Genomic DNA, 21551 nt, shown 5'->3' on the forward strand with positions numbered 1-21551 from the left:
GGCGGGTCGGCCCACCTGCCGAGGCCGGCCCGGAGCGGCCCGCGAGTTATGTGATTCCTGTCAGGGCGTCTCCGCGACGGCCGCGGACCGCTGAGGTCCACTTATGCTCGGGCGCATGTGCGCTTTTGTCCTGGTCGCGGAGGACGACGAGAAACAGGCCGAGCTCATCCGCCGCTATCTGGAGCGCGAGGGCCACACCGTCGGCGTCGTCCACGACGGCCGCGCGGCCCTGGAAGAAGTGCGGCGGCGCGAGCCCGACCTGCTCATCCTCGACGTGATGATGCCGGAGGTCGACGGCCTCGGGGTGACCCGCGTGCTGCGCGCCGCCCCCCGGCCGGGCGAGTATCCGGCGCCCGGCGCGCCCGCGGGCGGCAGCGCGCTGCCCATCCTCATGCTCACCGCCCGCTCCACCGAGGACGACCTGCTCCTCGGCCTCGACCTGGGCGCCGACGACTACCTCACCAAGCCCTACAGCCCCCGCGAGCTGATGGCCCGCGTCCGCACCCTGCTGCGGCGCGCCGGGGGCACCGCCCATCTGCCGCCGCCCGACCCGGACGCCCGGGTGCTGCGGGCCGGGGGCCTCGTCGTGGACGAGCGGCGGCACGAGGTGACCGTGGACGAGCGCCGGGTCGAGTGCACACCCGGCGAGTTCGAACTGCTCGCCACCATGGCCGCCGAACCGGAGCGCGTGTTCACCCGGCCGCAGCTCCTGGACCGCATCCACGGCTCGTCGGGGTACATATCCGCGCGCACCGTCGACGTCCACGTACTGAATCTGCGCAAGAAGATCGAGGCCAATCCGCGGTCGCCGCAGCGCCTTGTGACGGTGTTCGGCGTCGGGTACAAACTCGTCGCGCACCACGGGGCCGAGGGGCGCACCGGGGCGGCGGCCCGCCATGAGGCGTAGGCGAAACACCGATCCCGGCGGCGCCGCCCGCACCCGCGTCCCCGTACGCAAGAGCCTGCTGACCCGGCTGCTCGCCGTCTCCGTCCTCGTCTCCGTCATGTCGATCGCCGCCACCGCCTGGCTCGCCGCGCAGACCACCTCCGGTGCGATCCGGCAGGAGCAGGGGCAGGTGCTCGCCGACGACGCCCGGATCTACGACAAACTCCTCGGCCTCGCGGCGACCCGCCCCAACTGGCGCGACGCCGACCGCACGGTCCGCAGGCTCGCCGCCGACACCGGCCGCCGCATCGCGCTCACCACCGAGAACCGCAAGGTCATCGCCGACTCCGCCGGGCCCGGCAGCCAGCGCGGGGCGCGGCTGCCCGCGCGCGCCTCCGCCGTCGTGGACCCGCTCGCCGTCGACTCGACGCTGGCGGCGGGGCGGAAGGACGAGGCGTCGGGCACGGGCACCGGCGCCACTCCCGAACCCGACCCCGCGCCCGCCCCGAGCGAGCAGCCGAAGCAGGACGCGCGGGCGCCGGGCTCCGACGGAGGCCTCGTCGGCGGCGACCCCGGCGGCACCGGGTTCGGCGGCGGCGGCGGCAGCGGCGGCAGCGGGCTCGGCACCGGCGAGGGCCTCGGCACCGGGACCGGCGCCGTCGACCGCATCGACCCGCGTGCCGTCGGCCCCTTCCGGCTGCCCGCCGGCGAGCGCCGCACGCTGCGGGCGGTCGCCGAGAAGAACCTGGCCTGCCTGCGGGCCGAGGGCGTCGACGCCAAGCTCGTCATCGGGCCGAGCGGACGCCCGCAGGTCCAGGTGCCCGAGGACGCCGACAGCCGCGTCACGGAGTACAGGTGCGGTCCCCAGGACCTGATCAACATCACCGCGACCGAACGCAAGGCACTCGACAAGGTCAACAAACTGGCCTGGGCCTGCATGCGCCGCAAGGGCTCCGAGCCGGTGAAGTTCGGCCTCACCATCGGCCGCGGCGGCACCCCGCGCCTCTACCTGGCGAGCGTTCCGGTGGTCACCCCGGAGGCGACGCCGTCCGCCCCCGCCGGCACGCCGCCGCCCCCCACGGACAAGGCCGCCGCGGAGTCCCTGCGCCGCGAGGAGGACCTCGCGCGCAAGGCCAAGGCAGGACGCAGCGAGGCCGAGCAGGCCGAGGAGGCGCTCGCCGCCAACTGCGTCGACAGCGCCCGCCGCGAGCAGCTCGGTCCGTACGTGTCGTCGCCCGCGCTCCTGTTCATCACCAGCCCGGACGGCTCCCGTCCCTCCGACAGCGGCTTCCAGTTGTCCGGCGCCAACACCACCCGCCTGGTCGGGCTCGCCGCCGCGATCCTCGCCGTCACCGTGGCCGCCACCGCGTTCGCCGCGACCCGTCTCACCCGGCCGCTGCGCGCCCTGACCACGGCGACGCAGCGGATGAAGACCGGCGAGGCCACCGAGCCCGTGCCCGCCCGCTCGGCCGGGGAGATCAGCCAGCTCGCCGCCGCCTTCAACGACATGGCTGCGCACCGCAAGGCCCTGGAGGAGCAGCGCAAGGCCATGGTCAGCGACGTCGCGCACGAGCTGCGGACACCGCTGTCCAACATCCGCGGCTGGCTGGAGGCCGCGGAGGACGGCGTCGTCGCGACCGACCCCGAACTCGTCACCTCCCTCCTTGAGGAGGCCCTGCTCCTCCAGCACATCGTCAACGACCTCCAGGACCTCGCCGCCGCCGACGCCGGTACGTTGCGGCTGCACCGCGAGCCCGTACGCGCCGTCGAGCTCGCCGAACAGGTCGTCGCCGCGCACCAGGCCCGCGCCGACGCGGCCGGCGTCCGCCTCACCGCCCACGCGGAGGGCGAACCGTGGCTCACCGCCGACCCGCTGCGGGTGCGGCAGGCCATCGGGAACCTCGTCTCCAATGCGATCCGGCATACGCCGGAAGGGGGGAAGGTGACGGTGGTGTGCCGCTGCGAGGCCGAGGGGCCCGACGGGCCGCCGGGTGTGGCCATCGAGGTGGTCGACACCGGGACCGGCATCGCCGCCGGGGATCTCCCGCACGTCTTCGACCGCTTCTGGCGCGCCGACAAGTCCCGCACCCGCGCGACGGGAGGCAGCGGCCTCGGCCTCGCGATCGTCCGCAACCTCGTGCAGGCGCACGGGGGCACGGTGTCCGTGCGGAGCGAGCGGGGGAAGGGGGCGGTGTTCACGGTGTGGCTGCCGGTTACGTGACCAGTTCGCTGATCTCGAAAAGGTGCCCGTCGGGGTCGCGGAAGAACGCCCGGATCTCGTAGCCGCGGTCCAGCGGCGGGGTGAGGAAGGCGGCCCCGCGCGCCCGGAGGGTCTCGTACGCCCCGTGGCAGTCCCGTACCCGGAAGATCAGCTCGGCGCTGACCCGGTCGGGGTCCGCGGGCGGCGCCATGGTCACGGTGGGCTTGTCGTCGGTCGGCCCGCCGCCCGAGACCAGGAGCAGCCAGTTGCCCAGCAGGCTCAGCACGCACGCGGACTCGTACGCGCTGTGGACGTGGGCGCCGAGCACCTCCTCGTACCACTGACGCGAGACCGCGACGTCGGAGACGACGAGCAGTCGGGTCATTTCCATGTCCTCGGCGGGGAACGCGGTCACCGGGACGCACCTCCTCGGGCTCTCGCCCCCCTGTCTCTCCCATGGTCGGGCCGAGTCGCCGGTGGTGCGAGGGGAGGCGAGGATGGGCAGGCGACCCCTGTACCCCCGTATCCCCGTACCCCCGTCGTCCTCTGGAGGTCCGATTCCATGGCCGAAGACACCAGGCAGGAGCCGGGGCGTGGACCCATCAAAGTGCTCGTCTTCGGGGCCTCGCTGCGCGCGGACTCCCTGAACGGCCGCCTCGCCGCGCTGGTCGCCCGCCTTGTGGAACGCGCGGGCGCGACCGTCGACCTCGCCCATATGCGGGAGTTCCCGATGCCGGTGTACGACGGGGACGCCGAGACGGCCGAGGGGCTGCCGCCGGGCGCGCTGGCGCTGCGGGAGCGGCTCGAGGCGTGCGACGCGTTCGTGATCTCGGCGCCCGAGTACAACGCGTCGGTGCCCGGGGTGCTGAAGAACGCCGTCGACTGGGTGTCGCGGGTCCGCCCCCAGCCCTTCAAGGACAAGCACGCGCTGCTCGTCTCGGCCTCGCCCTCCATGGTCGGAGGCAACCGTGGCCTGTGGGCGCTCCGGGTCCCCCTCGAGCACCTGGGCACCCGCGTCTATCCGGACATGTTCAGCCTCGCCAAGGCCCACGAGGGCTTCACCGAGAACGGCGACCTGTCGGACACGGGCCTCCAGGACCGCTTGGCGGACGCGGCGGATTCTTTCCTGCGCTTGGTGGAGGCCGACACGCGTTACGTATGCCTGCAACGCCGCTGGTACGAGTTCCTGGGCGACCGGACGGACGCGCCGGTTACGCAGCGGGCGCAGGACTGAGCGCTGCGTGCGAGAGAGGTCAGGAGGGCCGCCGGCCCGTGCACGCCGTGCACGGGCCGGCGGCCACGCTGATGCTCAGTGGTCGTTGATGAAGCCCGCGACCGTGCCGCCGTTGTCGCCGCGGCCCTCGAAGTTGAGGGTGTACTGGCCGCCCTCCGCCAGGTTGTACCTGCCGCCTTCGGCAGCCGAGTGGGACGTGCAGGATCCCTTGCCGCCACGGGCGTACATCTTGTAGCCCTCGACGTCGGGGTTCAGACGGTCCACCGTCGTCCAGGCCGAGTGACCGTTCGCGGCCGTGTCGCACACGGAGATTATGTCTCCGCGCTCCTTCACGTAGACCTTGACACCGGTCCCCGACCACACGTGGTCCCACGAGCTACCGCCGGGCGGGACGGGGCCGGCCGTGGCAGGCCACTGTGACCAAGTCGGGACGCGCAGGCCCGGGTTCTCCCGGCGGGGACCCTTCAAGACAGCCTGAGGTAATAAGTAGAGCCCGTCCGGCGATTGAGGACGAGCGCGAAGCGCGATCGGCGGGAGCTGCCCCGCCCGCACGGGAACAACGAGGCGGGGAATCGGGCAGCGGGCCAGAGGTCAAGCTTGGGCGGACCCGGCCGCGGCGGTGACACTCCCCCGAGCCACGCGTCAGAACGCGCACACCGGCGGGGCCAGGTCCGATGTAGTGATCACATCAGGCCCCGCCAACAGATGGCTAACATGTGGCCAACGGTTCTCCGAAACGGGGCGGACGGCCGGAACGGCAAGGCCGACGGGACGGCGTACGTGGCCGTACCGGCGGGACGGGGGAGTTGGGCGCGCATGGCGGACGAGCTGCGGTTCGGGCTCCTGGGCGTGCCCGCCGTGTTCGACGCGGACGGCGAGCCGCACCCCGTACGCAGCCCCAAGGTCCGCGCCCTCCTTGCCGCGCTGCTCCTCGAACCCGACCGGGTGGTCTCGGCGGACGCCCTCAAGGAGGCGCTGTGGGCGGGCCGCCCGCCCGCCTCGGCGCACGCGTCCCTGCAGAACCATGTGACCCGGCTGCGCCGCCTGCTGGACGACCCGGACCGGTTGCGTGCCGTACCACCCGGCTACCGTCTGCGCGTCGGCGACGACGAACTCGACGTACGCGTCTTCGAACGCCGCTTCGCGCAGGCCCGCGCGGCGCACGCGGAGCGCGACTGGGCCGCCGCCGAAAGCGCCGCCCGCGCGGCCCTCGCCCTCTGGCGCGGGACCCCGCTGTCCGGGTTGCCGACGGGGGCGACGGGCCACGCCGTCGTACAACGCCTGGAGGAGGCGCGGCTGTTGCTCCTGGAGTGCCGCTACGACGCGCTGCTGGAGTCCGCGACAACCAACACCCCACTGACCGAACCGGCCACCCTCCTCCCGGAGTTGACCTCCCTGGTCACGGAGCACCCCCTCCGCGAGCCCTTCCACCGCCACCTGATGCTCGTCCTCCACGGCGCAGGCCGCCAGGCAGAGGCACTGGCCGTCCACCGGGCCCTGCGCCGCCGCCTCGTCGACGAACTGGGCGTGGAACCCGGCGAGGCGATACGCGAGGCCCACGGAAAGATCCTCCGCGGGGACGCGACCGCCGAGGCCGAGGCCGGGGCCGGAGCCGATGCGGCCGCTCAGTACGTACGCGGCGTGGGAGGAGCCGAGCCCCGGAGTGTGAACTGCGGCTCGACTGCGCGTCGCGCGGAGCGGTCGGCCGTCGACCCAGGCCGACCGGCCGTCGGCGGTGGCGATGGCCCTCACGGTGCCGATGCCGACGCATCCGCCGACGGCGCCCCGGCCGCTCCCCGAGCGCCCCACGCCCACGCCCCCGCCCACCCCGGCGGCAGCCCAGTCCCACCAACCCAGGCGCCCCGCGCCCTCCTCGCCGCAGGCCGCCAAACCACCTCCTCGCCAACCCGCCCACCCCGCCCAGCCCAACTCCCGCCAAAACCCCAGCACTTCACAGGCCGCACGGCCGAGATCCAGCACCTGCGCGCCCTCCTCACCGGCACGGGGACCGCCACCGGCACCGCCACCACCCCCCACCCCCAAGGCCCCCCACCACTAGCCGTCCTCTCCGGTATGGCCGGTGTCGGCAAGAGTGCGCTCGCCGTGCACGTCGCGCACGAGTTGCGGGGCGAGTTTCCCGACGGGCAGTTGCACCTCAACCTGCACGGCGCCACCCCGGGCATGACCCCGCTCACCCCTGGCCAGGCCCTCGCTGCCCTCCTGCGTGATCTCGGGGCCGAGGGGCGGCACGCCCCCCAAGACGCCGAAGACACCGACGCGGCGGCCGCGTTGCTGCGGTCCCTGCTGGCGCCCACCCGTACTCTGCTCGTCCTCGACGACGCCGCGAGCGCCGCGCAGGTGCGGCCGCTGCTGCCCGGGGGCTCGGGCTGCGCGGTCATCGTGACCAGCCGTTCCCAGCTCACCGCGCTGGACGGCGCCGCCCGCTTCCCGCTGCGGCCGCTGTCCGACGCCGACAGCGCCGCGCTGCTCCGGGCCGCGTCGGGGCGCGCGGGGCTCGACGCGGCCCACCCGCTGGTCGCGCTCGCGGGCAGGCTGCCGCTCGCGCTGCGCATCGTCGCGGCCCGCCTGGCCGCCCGCCGCGCCCTCACTCCGGACGCCCTCGCGGACCTCCTCACCGACTGCGGCGACCGCCTCCACCACCTGGAACACGACGACTTGAGCGTACGTCGATCCCTGGACGTCGCCCTCGAAGCGCTGCGCGCCTCCGACCGCGAGCGCGACCGCGACGCCGCCCGCGCCCTGTGCGCCATCGGCGCCCTGGACCTGCCGGACCACGGCGCCCCACTCCTGGCCCATCTGCTCCGGCTGCCCCGCCGCCGCACCCAGTCGGCCCTCGACCGCCTCGTCGACGTGGCCCTCCTCGACGAGACCGCGTACGGCCGCTACGCCCCCCACGACCTCGTCCGCGACTTCGCCCGCGAACACGCGGCCCCCGCTCCGGCCGCCCACGAGGCCCTGACCTGGTACGCCGCCACAGCCCACCGAACCCTCCTGACGATCATGCCGGAGGGCCAGGACAAGCGGGACCGGCTCGGGGAGGCGGAGCCCGCCGCCGACGGCGCCGACACCCCGACCTTCGCCACCATCGACGAAGCCTTCACCTGGGCCGACCAGGAGCTGCCCAACATCGTCAGCCTCGCCGAGCGCCACCCCCACGACGCCACGGGCCTCGTGCCCGCGCTCGTACGCAATCTCTTCCCCTACCTCCAACGCAGGGGCAGGCTCACGGAGTTGGCCCTGCTGGGGACCCTCGCCGTGGAGGCCGCCCGCCGCGCAGGCGACCCCCGGGCAACCGCCCAGGCCCTCTCCGACCTCGCGGGCCACCGCTTCATGGCGGGCCGCGCCGGCGAAGCGCTGAACCTGAACGACGAGGCCCTCGCCCTCTGGCGCACCCTCGGCGCGGCCTCCTGCGTACGCCGGGGACTGAACCACCGGGGCCTCCTCCTGGAAGGCCTCGGCCGCCACGAGGAATCCGCCGGGGCGCTCCGCCAGGCCCTCGCTCTGGCCCGCACCCTCGACGACCCCCTCAGCGAGGCCATCACCTTCAGCCACCTCGGCAACCTCTACGAACACACCGACGCCCGCACCGCCATCACCCACCACGAACGCAGCCTCGCCATCGGCGACCGTATCGGCCACGTCATCGTGCGCCAGTCCGCCCACTGCAACATCGGCTACGCCCGCCTCACCCTCGGCGAACCCGCTGCCGCCCTCGCCCACTTCGAGGAGAGCCTGCGCCTGCACGGCGAGTACGAGGACTGGCACGGCGAGTCCCAGTCCCGCCTCGGCCTGGTCCGCGCCCTGCGCGAGCTCGCCCGCCACCCGGAGGCCGCCCGTGAGTGCGGCCTGCTCCTCGACCGGGCCGAGCAGCGCGGCGACACCCACATGGCCGGTCTCGCCCGCCACCAGCACGGCCTGCTCCTGCACGCCCAGGGCCGCACCCGGGAGGCGTACACCGCGTGGGAGTCGGCGCTCGCCGCCCTCGCATCCCTCGACGGCGCGGGCGCCAAGGTCGTCGTCGAGCTCAAGGACCTACTTGCGCTCTGTAACGAACGTTCTATTTAGCGTCCGCATAGCACTCCACCACCGCCACCGTGAACGGAAACCGCACCGGCGTCTCGCCGAACGCGATCCGCCCCGCCAACTCCCCGGCCTCCCGCACCGCCGCCGCGACGGCCTCCGCCTCCTCCTGAGGGCAGTGCACGATCACCTCGTCGTGCTGGAAGAACACCAGCTCGGCCCGCATCCCGGCGGTGGCCCTGCGCAGCGCGGCGAGCATCAGGAGCGCCCACTCGGCGGCGCTGCCCTGCACGACGAAGTTGCGGGTGAAGCGGCCACGGGCGCGGACGTTGGTGGAGGCGTAGCCGGGGGTGAACTCGGTGTCGGGGGAGCCCAGTTCCGCAGGCGGTGGCTGCTCCTGGGGGATGCCCGCCTCGTCGTCATCGGCCCCCGCCCCGGCCGCCGGGGGACTGGTCCGCCCGAGCCAGGTCCGTACGAGGCGGCCCTCCTCGCCGGCCTTCGCGGCGTCGTCGACGTACGCGACCGCCAGCGGGAAGCGGCGGCGCAGCGCCGCCAGGTTCTTCAGGCCGTCGCCGGACGTCTGTCCGTACACCGCGCCGAGCAGCGCCAGCTTGGCGTGCTCGCGGTCGCCGGAGAACGCGCGGTCGGACAGGCGGGTGTAGAGGTCCTCGCCGCTGCCCGCCACGTCCATGAGGCCGCGGTCGCGGGAGATCGCGGCGAGTACGCGCGGCTCCATCTGGTCGGCGTCGGCGACGACCAGGCGCCAGCCGGGGTCGGCGACCACCGCGCGCCGGATGATCTTCGGGATCTGGAGGGCACCGCCGCCGTTGGTGGTCCAGCGTCCTGTGACGGTGCCGCCCGGCGTGTACTCCGGGCGGAAGCGGCCGTCGCGCACCCAGTCCTGGAGCCAGGACCAGCCGTGGGCGGTCCAGATGCGGTACAGCGTCTTGTACTGGAGGAGGGGCTGCACCGCCGGGTGGTCGATCTCCTCCAGCTCCCACTTGCGCGTGGACTTGATCCGGATGCCCGCGCGGGCGAAGGCCTTCACCACGTCCGCGGGCAGGTCGGGGCGGACGCGGTGGCCGAACGCGGCGGAGACCTCGTCGGCGAGCTCGGCCAGGCGCCGCGGCTCGCCGCTGCCTCCGTAGCGCTCGCCGAGGAGTTCGCGCAGGACGTCCTTGTGCACGTCGGCACGCCAGGGCAGGCCCGCGGCGTTCATCTCGGCCGCCACGAGCATGCCCGCCGACTCGGCCGCCGTGAGCAGACGCATGCGGCCGGGGTGCGCGGTGGCGTCGTGGCGGCGGAGCTGGTCCGCGTACACCTCCAGGAGGGCTTCGAGGGGGAGGGAAGCCGTCGGGGACGGCTCGAAGAGGGAGTCCTGCGAGCCGGGCTCGGCCGCGCGGGGCGGGGGATCGGGCGGGACGGGTCTTCGGTGCAGGCGCGCCCACGCGGCGGCGGCCGAACGGGGTTCGCCGAGGCGGCCCTCGTGGCCGAGGAGGAGGCTCTCGGCGGCCTCGATGTCGTAGCACCGCTCGACGTGCGCGCCGCCGCCGAGCAGTCGTGGGTACACGTCGGCCGTGGAGCGCCAGACCCAGCGGGTCACCTCGGGGCGGTTCCTGACCGCCGCGACGACGTCCGGCTCCTTGCGTACGTCCCCCACGGCGCGGCCGTCCTCGCCCACGGGCACGACCAGGGCCGCGCCCCCGTCCACCTCGGCCACCACCCACCGCTCACCGCCGTCCATACCCCCGACGATGCCACCCCCCACTGACAACGCCCCGCAGCGTCGGCGCCCGCCGCCCCAGGGCAGCGGCCATGCGCCGGACGCACCGCGCCGCCCGGCGCCCGCCCGGACCTCTCAGCAGCTGCCAGGCGCAGCCTCCCTCACTGCCCCCGCAACCGCTCCGCCTGCTCCACCCCCACCTCCGTCGTCCGGGCCAAGTACCGCTCGATCGCCCCCAGTTCCTCCTCCGTGAACTCGTCGAGCGCCTCGGCGAACGCCGTGCCGGGGGCGTCCCAGGCCGCCGTGAGCTCCGGGGCGCGGTCGGCGGTGAGGGAGATGCGGGTTCTGCGGCGGTCGTGGGGGTCGGGGTGGCGTTCGACCAGGCCCGCGCGGAGCAGGCGGTCCACGAGGCGGGTGGCCGAGCCCGAGGTCAGGCCGGTGAGCTTGGCGATCTCGCCGGTGGTGAGGGGGTCGGGTTCGAGGCCGAGCAGGCTCACGCACTGCAGGTCCGTCGGGTGCAGCCCGAGGCGGTCGGCCATGGCCTGGTTGAACAGCGTGTACGCGGCGTGCTGGCGCCGCGCGGCCACGGTGACGGCCGCGAGCAGCTCCGCGCGGTTCGGCTTCGGGCTCGGCTTCGGGTTCAGCTTCGGCTTCGGAATCGGGTTTGACACGGCCCGGTGCCCTCCGTCTAATTGTCTGCGTGACGCAGATATTGCGTGACGCACACTCTATCCGAGGAGAGCATCACCATGACCACTGGCACCACTCTGCCCACCACCCCGCCCCTCGACCACCAGGAGGCGCACGAGCTGTACGACCGCTGGTGCGAGCTCTGGCGCGGCGACTTCAGCCACGCCGAGGACATCCTCGACCCCGACTTCGTCGTCCACCAGGCCCGCCCCGACGGCACCGACTCGGGCGCGACCCGCGGCCCGGCCCGGCTGCTCCCCGAGATCGAGCAGACGATGGCCGTGTTCGGCGACATCGACCTCACCGTCGACCTCGGCCCGATCGTCGACGGCGACCTGATCGCCGGCCGCTGGACCCTGCGCGCCCGGTACACCGGCGGCCTGCCCCACGCCACGGCCCCCGTCGGCACGGCCATCTCCTTCAGCGGGCACGACATCCTGCGGGTGTCCGGCGGCAAGTTCGTCGCGTACTGGACCTGCACGGACGTCCTGTCCGGCCTCGCCCAGCTCGGCGCCATCTCCGGGCCCAACGGCCCGGCCCGCGACTGACGCCCGGGGCGCCCGGGTGGCCCCGCCCGGCGTGCCACCCCCCGAACCCCCTGCGAGGCTCGCCCCATGCGAGTCGCGCTGGCGCAGACGGACTGCGTACTGGGAGACGTGGAGGGCAACCTCGAGGTCGCCCGGGAACAGGTCGCCCAGGCGGCGGCACAGGGCGCCGACCTCGTCGTCTTCCCGGAACTCAGCCTGCACGGCTACCACCTCGGCGCCCTGGAGCGGGACGAGTCCCTCGCCGCCGCCGACCCCCGCCTCCTCGGCCTCTCCCTGCACGGCCCGGATGTCCTCGTCGGCCTGCACGAGCACACCAGCCTGCGCGCGTACAACACGTCGGCGTACTACTCCGGCGGCGCCCTCCTGCACGCCCACCGCAAGCTGTACCTGCCGAACTACCTCGCCTGGGAGGAGCGCAAGCACGTCAGCCCAGGCCAGCACCTGCGCGCCTACGACCTGCCCGGCGACCTCGGCCGCGCCGCCACCCTCGTCTGCAACGACGCCTGGCAGCCGGTGCTTCCGTGGCTGGCCGTGCAGGACGGCGCCGAGGTCATCGTCGTACCGACGAACAGCGCCGCGAGCCTCGACCCGGAGGCGATGGACACCGGCCTGTACTGGGACACGCTCCTCTCCTACACCGCCCGCATGCTCCAGTGCTGGGTCGTCTTCGTGAACCGGGTCGGCAACGAGAACGGGGCCACGTTCTGGGGCGGTTCGCGGGTCGTGGACCCACGCGGCACGGTGGTCGCCCAGGCCCCGAAGTGGGAACCGGCCCTGGTCACGGTGGACATCGACGTCCACGAGGCCCGCCGCCAACGCCGCGTCGTCCCCTTGGTGGCGGAGGCCCGCCTGGGCCTCATCGACCGGGAGGTCCGCCGGTTGATCGACGAGGGCGGGGACTCCTAGTCGAGGGGGGGCGGGGCCGTCCAGGGCCACCTATGCCGCCGCTCCCGGCATCCTCCGCACCCCCAACACCCCACCCCCCACAGCCACCACCCCACACACCCCCACGCTCACCCCCATCACGGCCCACGGCACCACCACCCCCACCGGAGCCGACAGGCTTGCCAGTGCCGCGGTCAGGCCGCCGAGGGCGATCGCCGTCACCGCGAGGCCGAGCACCGCGCCCACCGTCACCGCGAGGGCCGCCTCCGCACCGACCACGAGCCGGATCTGCGCCGGGGTCGCCCCCACGAGCCGCAGCGTGCGCAGTTCCGGTGCCCGTACCGGTGCCGTCATGAGCTGTGTGCTCAGCAGCGAGATCGCCGTGTACGTGAGGCAGATCGCGAGCAGCATCAGCAGCCCGAGGCGCGTCTGGTGCTTCATGCCCGGTGGGTACTCGGCGGCCAGCCACTCCCCGGCGGTCCGCACCTGCCCGCCGGTCGTCGTCCGCAGCGCCGCCGCCACGGCCGTACGGTCGGCGCCGTCCCGCAGGGTCACGTCCATGCGGTCGAGCGGGGCCGACGGGGCGTTGCGGGCCGTCACGTACGCCCCGTTGTCGCCCATGCCGCGCGCGAGCACCGCCACGATCCGCAGCCGCGCCCGCCGCCCGTCGCCCAGCCACACGTCCACCCGCTCGCCGACCCGGTGCCGCTCCCACTCCTCGTTGACGACGATCGAACGGTCGTCGAGACGGCGTACGTCGCCGGCGACCACCGGAAGCCGCGTCACCGCGGCGAACGCCTCGGGGTCCGGCACCGCGCGGGCCTCGGAGCGGACGAGCGCGGTGCCGCCGTCCTCGCGTACGAAGACGGCGGTCGCGGCGGACGCGGCGACGGTCGCCCCCGGCACGTCCCCGCCGCCGACCGGCCTCAACTCATCCCCGGTGACGACGAGTTGAGCGGCGGTGCGCTGCCCGGCCTCCGCGGCCTTGGCCCCACTCACCGTCGCAGCCGACCCGAACAGACACCCCGCGAGCGAGACGACCACCAACACGGGCGCGGCAACAGCCCCCGTACGCCGCACAGAACCAGCCACATTGGCGCGGGCAACCCGCCCGAGCCCCACCCAACTCCGGGCCCGCTTCCGGCCCAGAGGGCAGAACAGGCGGGCGCGGCCCAGGCCGACGTCGCCGCCCCGGCCGACAGCCACCCCGGCCGCCCCCGACGCGCCACGGCGTGTCAGGAACCCCGGCCGACGGAACAGCGGGACCACGTACCGGACGAGCGCCGGCGCCAACGCCGCCACCCCCGTGGCCAGTACCATCGGCTGCGTCGTGTACGTCTTGCGCTTCAGCAGCTCCGCGGGCTCCGACCACCACGTCCACGCCAGCAGCCCCAGCCCTCCCGCGAGCAGCAGACCCCCCACGACCCGCCGCCCCAGCGGCATCGCCCCGATGTCGAGGGAAGCCTCCCGCAGGGCCTCCACCGGGCTCACCCGCCCCGCCCGCCACACCGCGCTCCACGCCCCGGCGACCGCCACGACAAGCCCCGTCCAGAAGGCGAGCTGGTACGGCCACCACGTCCAGGAGAACCCCGACGCGACGGTGAACCACGGCGGCGCCACCCCCGCGTCGACCAGCGCCCCCGCGAGCACCGGCGCCCCCCACGCCCCACCCGCGCACCCGGCCGCCGAGGCCACCGCGCCCACGACCACGGCCTCCCCGAGCAGCCACCGCCGCACCTGCCCCCGGCTCGCCCCGGCCGCCCGCAGCAGGCCGAACTCCCGGCGCCGCAGCGCCACCACGAACGCGAACGTCGACGCGGTCACGAACGCCGACACGAACGCGGCGACCCCGCCCGCCGTGCCCAGGAAGGAGTTCACGGCCACCAGCGCCCGCGCGTCCCGCCCGGTGGCGGGGTCGACGAGGCGCCGGTCGTCCCCGGTGAGCACCCGCGCCCCGGTCCCGGACGCGGCGACGACGGCCCGCACGGCGTTGACCGGCGCGGTCACGCCCACGGCGTCCGGCGCCGCGCGGTCGGATCTCGTACGGCCTGATGTCGTACGGCCTGATGCCGTATGGCCTGATCTCGTACGGTCCGATGCCTTACGGTCTGTACGCTTCTGCCCCACCCCCTTGTCGATCTTCCCCAAGCGGCCGAGCTCCCGCAGCAGTTCGTTGTCCACAGGCTGTGGATGAGCGAGCGGTTTCGTGACGTGACCGACCTCCGGCCCCCGCCGCACCGGCACCGTCAGCGTGTCCCGCCCCGCCACCACCACCGGCGACCCCGCGAACCGCACCGGCTTCCGCACCGGCGAGTCCAGGCTCGCCGCCAGCCCCACCCCCATCGCGGCGGTCAGCGCGACCCCGAGGGCCACGGCCACGAAAGCACCCAGAAATCCGGCCCACCGGGCCCGGAGCGACGTAAGAACCATGCTCCGAAGCCAACCGCTCCGGGGCCCCGCGCTCACGACCACCAGCGGGCGGGTGACAGGTAGGGCCAGGCCTACCCTTAGGGGTATGGAATCGGTGATCGACAGGGCGTTCGCGGCGGCGCTGTACGGGGGAGAAGCCCAGGCCGGACGCGCGCGGCCCGGAACCGGCCACGCCGACGACGGCCTCGACACCGGAGCGTCCCTGCTCGCCGCCGCCCCCTTTGCCGACGCCGAACTCGCCACCCGCGGCGAGGAGTTGATACGCCGCGCGTGGGAACGCGGCTGGCAGCCCGCCGACGTCCTGCGCCTGGTCCGCCGCGACCTCGACGAACCCCACGTACGCCTCGCCGCAGGACTCGTCCGCGCCGAGACCCGCCGCTACGCCCCCGACCGGCTCCCCGCCCGCTGGCCCGCCCAGCTCGCCGCCCTCGACGAGGACGAGTACGCGCCCTGGCGGGCCCCCGACCGCTTCGCCCACGCCACCGCCGTACTCGCCCTCTACCGCCTGCTCCTGCGCCTCCCCCCGATCGAGCCCATCGGCCCGGCCCCCGGCACCCCCCTCCACGTACCCCCGCCGCACCCCGGCGACGAACCCCGCGCCCTCACCCGCATCCGTGCCCTGCTCGCCAAGGCCGAGGCGACCGGGTACCCGGAGGAGGCGGAGGCGCTGACCGCCAAGGCGCAGGAGCTGATGGCGCGGCACAGCGTCGACGAGGCGCTGCTCGCCGCGCGCACGCACGCCAAGGACGCGCCCGGCGCCTGCCGCGTCGGCGTCGACGCCCCGTACGAGACGGCCAAGGCGATCCTCCTGGACGCCGTCGCCGGCGCGAACCGCTGCCGCGCGGTCTGGAACGACGCCCTCTCCTTCTCCACCGTCGTCGGCTTCGAGCCCGACCTGGAGGTGGTGGAGCTCCTCTACACCTCCCTCCTCGTGCAGGGCACCGCCGCGATGACCAAGGCCGAGGCGGGTCAGCGCGCGGGCGGCCGCAAGCGCACGAAGACGTTCCGGCAGGCCTTCCTGATGGCGTACGCCCAGCGCCTCGGCGCCCGCCTCGAAGCCGCCGCGGCCCCCGTCACGCACACCGACGGCGACGGCGGGGCGCTGCTCCCCGTCCTCGCCGCCCGGGACGTCGCGGTCACCGACCGCGCCGAGCGGATGTTCCCCGAGACGACCACGACGCGGGTGCGCGGCGTACGCGACGGGGAGGGCTGGGCGCAGGGCGCGGCGGCCGCGGACCGGGCACGGGTCGGGCACGCGGCGCCCCTGGAACGCTAACCTTCACACGCATGTGAAGGACCAGGCGAAGAGTCACGCGAAGACACCTGGACGCACGCGAACAACGGGGTGGAACCATGCGCATCGGAGAACTCTCGGAACGCACCGGCACGCCCCGCAGGCTGCTGCGCTACTACGAGGAACAGGGCCTGATCGTCGCCGACCGCGCCGCGAACGGCTACCGCGACTACGACGCGTCGACGGTGGACCGCGTCATCCAGGTCCGCGGCCTCCTGGACGCGGGCCTGCCCACCCGCCTCATCAAGCAGATCCTCCCCTGCCTCGACAAGCCCCGCGCCATCCACTTCCCCGACGCCACCCCCGAGATGCTGGCCACCCTGGAACGCGAACGCGACCGCATGTCCCAGCGCGTGGAATGCCTGGCCCGCAACCGCGACGCGATCGACGAGTACCTGACGACGGTCCGCGCGAAGCGCGAGGAGGGGCTGAGGCAGCCTGCCTGAGGCTCGCCCCAGGAGGTGGGTGTGCCCCATATGCCCCGTATCATCGCCGGAGTGACCTGGTGGCGATCGCTGAAGCAGACGGCGCGCTCCGGTCTTGCCGTGGAGCGGGGGCGGCTCGAGCCGCTGGTCGCGTTGCGGGCCGCGGTGGGGCTCGCGGTCGTGATCGGTGTCAGCCTCAGCCTCTTCGGGCCCGCCGTCGCGGCCAGCTCGGCCTTCGGGGCGTTCCAGGCCGCCATCGCCACCTTCCAGCGGAGCTGGCGTCCCCGGCCCGAACTCGCCATCGCCTCCGGCACCAGCCTCGCGCTCTCCACCTTCCTCGGCTACCTCACCGGCAGCCATCTCCTCCTCTTCCTCGCCCTGCTCGCCCTCTGGACCTTCCTCGCGGGCCTGAGCTGGGCGGCGGGCCCGACCATCGGCCTCATCGCCACCTCCAACGTGGCGATCATGCTCGTCACGATCACCCTGCCCACCTCCGTCGCCGCCGCGGCCGGGCACGCCGCCATGATGGTCGCGGGCGGCGCCATCCAGGCCGCCCTGGTGATCGTCTTCCCGGTACGCCGCTGGGGCGCCCACCGCGACGCCCTCGCCGACGCCCTGGCCGCCGAGGCGGACTACGCGCGCCGCCTGCGCCACGACCCCGTCGCCCCCTTCGACGCGGCCCCGCTGATGACGGCCCGCGCCGCCGCCCACATCACCCCGCGCCAGGCCCGCACCCGCCCCGCCCAACTCCACGGCGCCCGCGGCCTCGCCGAACGCATCCGCCCCGTCCTCGCCTCCCTCGCCGACCCGGCCCTCGGCGTACCCGCGGAGGGCCCCGAACGTGACCGCGTCCGCGAACTCCTCGACGCCGCGGGCGCCATCCTCGACGCCGCCGCCCGAGCCATCCGCCACGGCCGCCCCGTCGACCTCCCCCCGGCCGCGGTCTCCACCTTCCGCACCCCGGACACGGGAGCCATCCTCACCGGCCCACCCCACCGAGCGGCCCGCCGCCTGGGAACGCTGCTACGGGACGTGGTCGAGGTGGCGGGCGGTACGTCGAACGCCGCGTCACCCGCTGCGGGGGAAGCTTCCGATGCGTCCGATGCGGGTACAGCCCAGGCCGACGCCGCCGCGACGACGAGCGGCAACCTGGTCCGCCCGGGGCTCACCGCCCTGGTCCCCGCAGCCGCAAAGGCCATGCGCGCCGAGCTCAGGGTCCGTTCCGCGGTGACCCGCCACGCCGTACGCGTCACCACCGTCGCCACCGCGGGCTACGCCGTGGGCCACTACCTCCCCCTCGGCCACGGCTACTGGGCCCCCATGGCCTCCGTCATGGTCATGCGCCCCGACTTCTCCCAGACGTACGCCCGCGCGGTCGCCCGCTTCGGCGGCACCCTCGTGGGCGTGGCCCTGGCCACGGCGGTGGTCAGGCTCGCCCAGCCCGACACCTACCTCTCGGGCGCCCTCGCGGTGGCGAGCGCGGGCCTGATGTACCTCCTGATGCGCACGGGCCAGATCGCCGTCCAGGCCTGCGTCGCCGCGTACGTCGTCTTCCTCCTGGGCATGGGCGGCGAACAGTGGACCCAGACGGTCCCCGAGCGCGTCGTCCTGACGCTCGTCGGCGGCATCCTCGCCATGACGGCGTACGCCCTGTACCCCGCCTGGGAGACCCCGCGCCTGCGCACCCGCCTCGCCGACTGGCTGACGGCGTACGGCCGTTACGCCGCCGCGGTCGTCGGCCACTACGCGGACCCCGCGGGCAAGAACTGCCCCGACGTCCGCGAGGCCCTCCTCACCGCCCGCGACACCCGCGCCGCCTGGCAGGAGGCCGTGGAACGCGCCGAGCACGAACCCGTACGCCACCGCGGCCTCTCCCGCGCCGCGGCCGCCGACGCCGAACACGCCCTGGCCCAGGTCGGCCGCGTCGCCATGCTCCTGGAGGCCCACCTCCCCGACCGGGGCACACCCCCCGTCCCCGCCGCCGCCCGCCTCGCGGACGCCCTGCGCACCGCCACCGAGCAGGGCGCGAAGGCCGTACGCGACCGCCGCGTCCCCCGGTGGGACCCGGTCCGCGAGGCCCTGGACGCCTGGGAGTCCGGCGAGGCCCCCGACCGCGTCGTACGCCGCGGCGGCACCCTCCTCCTCAAGTCCCTGGACGACCTCTCCGACGCCCTGGACACGTCGCCCCCGCCGATGCTGGTCGACGGCAGCGAAAGCAACGTACGCAAGAGCGAAAGCGACGTACGCAAACAGGAAACGCCGACCCCGGAAACGCCGAACGGGCCGCAGGGCCCGTAAGGCCCCACGACCCGCTGACCGACGGAACGAACCGTCAGGACTGCGGCATGCCCGCCGTCGGCAGCCCCTCCGGCAGCTTCCCGTCCTTCGTCTTCAGGAACTCGTCCTTCCCGAAGCCCTGCCAGGCGATCTTCAGCGTCTTGGCGTCGACGGACTCGATCCGACCGTCGGTGCGGTCCATGTCGCCGTCGGCGCACTTCAGCTTGATGGTGCGCGCGTCACCCGCCCCGTCGGCGGTGCCGTTGCACACGTGCTCGCCGACCAGCGTCGCCCGCTTGCCGGTGATCACGAGCGCGACCGGCTTGCCGCCGGTGGTGGTGACCCAGCTGCCCTCCAGGTCGCCGCCCCCGTCACCGGAGCCCGCGTCCTCGGAGCCGTCGGAGCCGGAGCCGGGCGTCTTGGACGCGCTGTCCGACGCGCCCTTGTCCTTGCCCTCGTCCCCGCCGTCGTCGCCGTCACTGCTGCAACCGGTCAGGACGAGCGCGGCGGCCAGCGAGGCCACCGCGGCGCCGATCGTGATGCCGCGGACACTACGGACACGCGTACGCACTGAAGTCCCCCTATGTGGAGCGTCGTTCCGGGCCGTTGGCCCGATGAATCGCGCGCCAAGCTACCAGGAGGATTTCCGCACGCCGGGCAGGAATCCGGCGTGGGCCTGCTCACGCAACCGCACCCTGGACAGGCCGAACGTGCCCACGTAACCGCGCGGACGCCCGTCCACGCTGTCCCGGTTGCGCACCCGCGTCGCGCTCGCGTCACGCGGCTGGCGGGCCAATTCCCGCTGGGCGGCGAGCCGTTCGGCCGCCGGCGTGGACGGCCGCCGGATGATCTCCTTCAGCTCGGCCCGCCGCGCCGCGTACCGCGCGACGATCACGCGGCGCTTCTCGTTCTTCGCGATCTTGCTCTGCTTGGCCATCAGACCTTCACCCCGCGCGCACGGATCCTGGCCACGGCCGCCTCGACGCCGATCGTGTCGACGGTCTTGATCCCCTTCGCGCTCAGTCGCAGGCGTACGTACCGGCCCTCGCTCGGCAGCCAGTACCGCTTGCGCTGGATGTTCGGGTCGAAGCGGCGCGGTGTGCGCCGGTGCGAATGGGAGATGTGGTGGCCGAACCCCGGCTTCGCGCCGGTGAGCTGGCAGTGGGCGGACATGGTGACGCACCTCTCGCTCGGTTTTCCTCCCGCCCATTTGGAAACGGGATTCATTTTCATATACTAGCCCTCATGGCTCGCAACGAACTCCGCCCGGTCATCAAGCTCCGGTCCACCGCCGGCACCGGCTACACGTACGTCACCCGCAAGAACCGCCGGAACGACCCCGACCGCCTGACCCTGCGCAAGTACGACCCGGTGGCCGGCCGGCACGTCGACTTCCGAGAGGAGCGCTGAACCGTGCGACCCGGAATCCACCCGCCGTACGGGCCCGTCGTCTTCCGCGACAAGGCCGCCGACTTCGCCTTCCTCACCCGCTCCACCGCGACCAGCGACAAGACCGTCGTCTGGGAGGACGGCAACACCTACCCCGTCGTCGACGTCGAGGTCTCCTCCGCGAGCCACCCCTTCTATACGGGGCAGCAGCGTGTCCTCGACACCGCGGGCCGCGTGGAGCGGTTCGAGCGGCGTTACGGGGGAGGGCGCTGATGGGCGCCCACGGGGGCGAAGGCCGGGGCGCGGCGGACGGCCGCATGGACGTCGCCGTCGTCGCCGGACTGCACACCGACGCCCGCGCCGCCGCCGTCGACCGGCTCCTCGCCACGGTGCCGGGCAGCGTCGCGCTCCACCACGACCTGTCGACCGCCGCGCACGGCACGGTCACGCGGACCGTGCGCGACGCCGGCGGAGTGCTCTCCACCGGCGAGGCGCCGCTGGTCAACGACTGCGCGTGCTGCGCGCTGCGCGAGGACCTGGTGCCCGAGCTGGAGCGGCTCGCCGAGAGCGGGCTCACCCGGCTCGCGGTCGTCGAGCTCTGGGACTCCGTCGAGCCGAAGGCGATGGCCGAGGTCATCGCCGGGTACGGCTCGGAGCTGCTGCGGCTGAGCGGCGTGCTCACCGCCGTCGACCCGAGCCTGCTGCTTCCCTGCCTCGCCAACGGCGACGACCTGATGGAGGCGGGGCTGGCCGCGGCCGCCTCCGACCAGCGCACGGTCGCCGACACCTGGGCGCGCCAGCTCGAATACCCGCCCGTGCTCGCGGTCCTGGAGTCCGAGGTGGCGGACGAAGAAGACCGGGCGCTGCTCGCGCAGCTCCATCCGACAGCCCGCCAGGTCCCGATCGGCCACGGTGATCTGGCGGGCGCCGCGCTCGGCGGCTTCGACGTGGAGGCGGCGGCCGCGGCCCAGCACCCGGCCTGCGCGCTGCTGCCCGCCGAGGCCGACGACAGCGGTGTGGTGACGTTCGTGTGGCACCGCGAGCGGCCCTTCCACCCGGAGCGTCTCTACGCCGCCCTTGAGGACCTGACCTGCGCCGCCGCCCGCAGCCGCGGCCGTTTCTGGCTCGCCGACCGGCCGGACACGCTGCTCGCGTGGGACGCGGCGGGCGGCGCGCTGTGCGTGGAGAACGCGGGGCCGTGGCTGGCCTCGCTGCCGGACGCCGCCTGGGAGATGGTGCCGCCGGTGCGCCGGGCCGCCGCCGCGCTCGACTGGCATCCCGAGCACGGGGACTGCTGCCAGCACCTGGTCTTCACCTCGCCGGGCCTCGACCGCGACGGGCTCGCCCAGGTCCTGGAGTCCTGCCTGCTCACGGACGAGGAGTACGCCGCCGGGCGCGCCGCCTGGAAATCCCTGCCCCCCGCCTTCGACGCCCTCCTGGAGGTCTGACGTTGTCCCCGTCCCGCTCCTCGTCCTCTTCCTCGTCCTCGTCCGTACGTCGTGCCGATCGCGGCAAGGCGCTCAAGTCCC

Annotated in this window: 20 protein-coding genes; 12 read left to right on the forward strand and 8 right to left on the reverse strand. The window is 74.3% G+C overall.

The features are described 5' to 3' along the window. Positions 1 to 115 precede the first annotated feature (115 nt). Together IEY91_RS35940 and IEY91_RS35945 are read left to right on the forward strand one after the other, a co-directional pair. A complete protein-coding gene (locus IEY91_RS35940) occupies positions 116 to 907 on the forward strand; it encodes a response regulator transcription factor (protein ID WP_164322319.1) in 792 nt (263 codons plus the stop codon). Beyond that, positions 897 to 3107, forward strand: a complete 2211-nt coding sequence (locus IEY91_RS35945; protein WP_189177164.1) for a sensor histidine kinase — start codon at positions 897 to 899, stop codon at positions 3105 to 3107. The genes IEY91_RS35940 and IEY91_RS35945 overlap by 11 nt, the downstream gene beginning before the upstream one ends. Here IEY91_RS35945 and IEY91_RS35950 read toward each other — a convergent pair. After that, complete coding sequence (locus IEY91_RS35950) at positions 3100 to 3501, reverse strand: VOC family protein (protein ID WP_229697448.1); 402 nt, start codon at positions 3499 to 3501, stop codon at positions 3100 to 3102. The two genes, IEY91_RS35945 and IEY91_RS35950, sit on opposite strands and share 8 nt — an antisense overlap. Before the next feature lie 147 nt (positions 3502 to 3648). Between IEY91_RS35950 and IEY91_RS35955 the strand changes: the two genes are divergently transcribed. Beyond that, the gene (locus tag IEY91_RS35955; RefSeq protein ID WP_189177165.1) at positions 3649 to 4320 is read left to right on the forward strand and encodes an NADPH-dependent FMN reductase; all 672 of its coding nucleotides are present in this window, start codon (positions 3649 to 3651) and stop codon (positions 4318 to 4320) included. 75 nt (positions 4321 to 4395) lie between these two features. Here the strand turns inward: IEY91_RS35955 and IEY91_RS35960 are convergent, their stop codons facing one another. Then, complete coding sequence (locus IEY91_RS35960; RefSeq protein ID WP_189177166.1) at positions 4396 to 4653, reverse strand: hypothetical protein; 258 nt, start codon at positions 4651 to 4653, stop codon at positions 4396 to 4398. A gap of 483 nt (positions 4654 to 5136) precedes the next feature. Here IEY91_RS35960 and IEY91_RS35965 point away from each other — a divergent pair, with 483 nt between their 5' ends. Next, a complete protein-coding gene (locus IEY91_RS35965; RefSeq protein WP_189177167.1) occupies positions 5137 to 8406 on the forward strand; it encodes an AfsR/SARP family transcriptional regulator in 3270 nt (1089 codons plus the stop codon). On the opposite strand, the gene IEY91_RS35970 is transcribed toward IEY91_RS35965, so the two are convergent. After that, positions 8399 to 10105, reverse strand: a complete 1707-nt coding sequence (locus IEY91_RS35970) for a bifunctional 3'-5' exonuclease/DNA polymerase (protein WP_164322309.1) — start codon at positions 10103 to 10105, stop codon at positions 8399 to 8401. The two genes, IEY91_RS35965 and IEY91_RS35970, sit on opposite strands and share 8 nt — an antisense overlap. Before the next feature lie 140 nt (positions 10106 to 10245). Further along, positions 10246 to 10755: a MarR family winged helix-turn-helix transcriptional regulator gene (locus IEY91_RS35975; RefSeq protein ID WP_373288095.1), complete on the reverse strand. Its 510-nt coding sequence runs from the start codon at positions 10753 to 10755 to the stop codon at positions 10246 to 10248. Positions 10756 to 10833: 78 nt separating this feature from the next. Here IEY91_RS35975 and IEY91_RS35980 point away from each other — a divergent pair, with 78 nt between their 5' ends. Together IEY91_RS35980 and IEY91_RS35985 are read left to right on the forward strand one after the other, a co-directional pair. Then, entirely contained in the window at positions 10834 to 11322 is a 489-nt protein-coding gene (locus IEY91_RS35980) for an ester cyclase (protein WP_164322307.1), read from the forward strand. A gap of 66 nt (positions 11323 to 11388) precedes the next feature. Next, complete coding sequence (locus IEY91_RS35985; protein ID WP_189177168.1) at positions 11389 to 12228, forward strand: nitrilase-related carbon-nitrogen hydrolase; 840 nt, start codon at positions 11389 to 11391, stop codon at positions 12226 to 12228. Between the two features lie 30 nt (positions 12229 to 12258). On the opposite strand, the gene IEY91_RS35990 is transcribed toward IEY91_RS35985, so the two are convergent. Next, positions 12259 to 14586, reverse strand: a complete 2328-nt coding sequence (locus IEY91_RS35990; RefSeq protein ID WP_306309944.1) for an ABC transporter permease — start codon at positions 14584 to 14586, stop codon at positions 12259 to 12261. A gap of 136 nt (positions 14587 to 14722) precedes the next feature. Between IEY91_RS35990 and IEY91_RS35995 the strand changes: the two genes are divergently transcribed. The 3 genes from IEY91_RS35995 to IEY91_RS36005 all read left to right on the forward strand — a co-directional run bounded on the left by IEY91_RS35995 (position 14723) and on the right by IEY91_RS36005 (position 18654). Beyond that, the gene (locus IEY91_RS35995; RefSeq protein ID WP_189177170.1) at positions 14723 to 15913 is read left to right on the forward strand and encodes a DUF2786 domain-containing protein; all 1191 of its coding nucleotides are present in this window, start codon (positions 14723 to 14725) and stop codon (positions 15911 to 15913) included. A 77-nt stretch (positions 15914 to 15990) separates the two neighbouring features. Continuing rightward, the gene (locus IEY91_RS36000) at positions 15991 to 16377 is read left to right on the forward strand and encodes a MerR family transcriptional regulator (protein WP_189177171.1); all 387 of its coding nucleotides are present in this window, start codon (positions 15991 to 15993) and stop codon (positions 16375 to 16377) included. 51 nt (positions 16378 to 16428) lie between these two features. Further along, complete coding sequence (locus IEY91_RS36005) at positions 16429 to 18654, forward strand: FUSC family protein (protein ID WP_229697449.1); 2226 nt, start codon at positions 16429 to 16431, stop codon at positions 18652 to 18654. A gap of 34 nt (positions 18655 to 18688) precedes the next feature. Here IEY91_RS36005 and IEY91_RS36010 read toward each other — a convergent pair whose 3' ends face one another. From IEY91_RS36010 to rpmB, 3 genes are read right to left on the reverse strand one after another with little or no spacing between them, the layout of a single operon-like run. Continuing rightward, positions 18689 to 19204 carry a hypothetical protein gene (locus tag IEY91_RS36010; protein ID WP_189177172.1) on the reverse strand — a complete coding sequence of 172 codons (516 nt, stop codon included), beginning with the start codon at positions 19202 to 19204 and terminating at the stop codon, positions 18689 to 18691. Between the two features lie 60 nt (positions 19205 to 19264). After that, positions 19265 to 19570: a 30S ribosomal protein S14 gene (gene rpsN / locus IEY91_RS36015; protein ID WP_164322292.1), complete on the reverse strand. Its 306-nt coding sequence runs from the start codon at positions 19568 to 19570 to the stop codon at positions 19265 to 19267. Next, positions 19570 to 19806, reverse strand: coding sequence for a 50S ribosomal protein L28 (gene rpmB / locus IEY91_RS36020; RefSeq protein WP_164322289.1), 237 nt, complete (start codon positions 19804 to 19806; stop codon positions 19570 to 19572). The genes rpsN and rpmB overlap by 1 nt, the downstream gene beginning before the upstream one ends. A 72-nt stretch (positions 19807 to 19878) precedes the next feature. Between rpmB and rpmG the strand changes: the two genes are divergently transcribed. The 3 genes from rpmG to IEY91_RS36035 are packed head-to-tail and all read left to right on the forward strand — an operon-like array spanning position 19879 to position 21470. Beyond that, entirely contained in the window at positions 19879 to 20043 is a 165-nt protein-coding gene (gene rpmG / locus IEY91_RS36025) for a 50S ribosomal protein L33 (RefSeq protein ID WP_030361075.1), read from the forward strand. A gap of 3 nt (positions 20044 to 20046) precedes the next feature. Beyond that, positions 20047 to 20295 carry a type B 50S ribosomal protein L31 gene (locus tag IEY91_RS36030; protein ID WP_164322287.1) on the forward strand — a complete coding sequence of 83 codons (249 nt, stop codon included), beginning with the start codon at positions 20047 to 20049 and terminating at the stop codon, positions 20293 to 20295. Beyond that, positions 20295 to 21470 carry a CobW family GTP-binding protein gene (locus tag IEY91_RS36035; protein ID WP_229697450.1) on the forward strand — a complete coding sequence of 392 codons (1176 nt, stop codon included), beginning with the start codon at positions 20295 to 20297 and terminating at the stop codon, positions 21468 to 21470. Before IEY91_RS36030 ends, IEY91_RS36035 begins: the two co-directional genes overlap by 1 nt. Positions 21471 to 21551 lie beyond the last annotated feature (81 nt).

The sequence above is a fragment of the Streptomyces lasiicapitis genome (assembly GCF_014646335.1).
In the GTDB taxonomy this organism is placed as follows: Bacteria; Actinomycetota; Actinomycetes; order Streptomycetales; family Streptomycetaceae; genus Streptomyces; species Streptomyces lasiicapitis.

Coding starts and splice junctions, on each gene's coding strand:
- IEY91_RS35940 (WP_164322319.1), top strand. CDS start 116: ATGTGCGCTTTTGTCCTGGTCGCGGAGGACGACGAGAAACAGGCCGAG.
- IEY91_RS35945 (WP_189177164.1), top strand. CDS start 897: ATGAGGCGTAGGCGAAACACCGATCCCGGCGGCGCCGCCCGCACCCGC.
- IEY91_RS35955 (WP_189177165.1), top strand. CDS start 3,649: ATGGCCGAAGACACCAGGCAGGAGCCGGGGCGTGGACCCATCAAAGTG.
- IEY91_RS35965 (WP_189177167.1), top strand. CDS start 5,137: ATGGCGGACGAGCTGCGGTTCGGGCTCCTGGGCGTGCCCGCCGTGTTC.
- IEY91_RS35970 (WP_164322309.1), bottom strand. CDS start 10,105: ATGGACGGCGGTGAGCGGTGGGTGGTGGCCGAGGTGGACGGGGGCGCG.
- IEY91_RS35980 (WP_164322307.1), top strand. CDS start 10,834: ATGACCACTGGCACCACTCTGCCCACCACCCCGCCCCTCGACCACCAG.
- IEY91_RS35985 (WP_189177168.1), top strand. CDS start 11,389: ATGCGAGTCGCGCTGGCGCAGACGGACTGCGTACTGGGAGACGTGGAG.
- IEY91_RS35995 (WP_189177170.1), top strand. CDS start 14,723: ATGGAATCGGTGATCGACAGGGCGTTCGCGGCGGCGCTGTACGGGGGA.
- IEY91_RS36000 (WP_189177171.1), top strand. CDS start 15,991: ATGCGCATCGGAGAACTCTCGGAACGCACCGGCACGCCCCGCAGGCTG.
- rpsN (WP_164322292.1), bottom strand. CDS start 19,570: ATGGCCAAGCAGAGCAAGATCGCGAAGAACGAGAAGCGCCGCGTGATC.
- rpmB (WP_164322289.1), bottom strand. CDS start 19,806: ATGTCCGCCCACTGCCAGCTCACCGGCGCGAAGCCGGGGTTCGGCCAC.
- rpmG (WP_030361075.1), top strand. CDS start 19,879: ATGGCTCGCAACGAACTCCGCCCGGTCATCAAGCTCCGGTCCACCGCC.
- IEY91_RS36035 (WP_229697450.1), top strand. CDS start 20,295: ATGGGCGCCCACGGGGGCGAAGGCCGGGGCGCGGCGGACGGCCGCATG.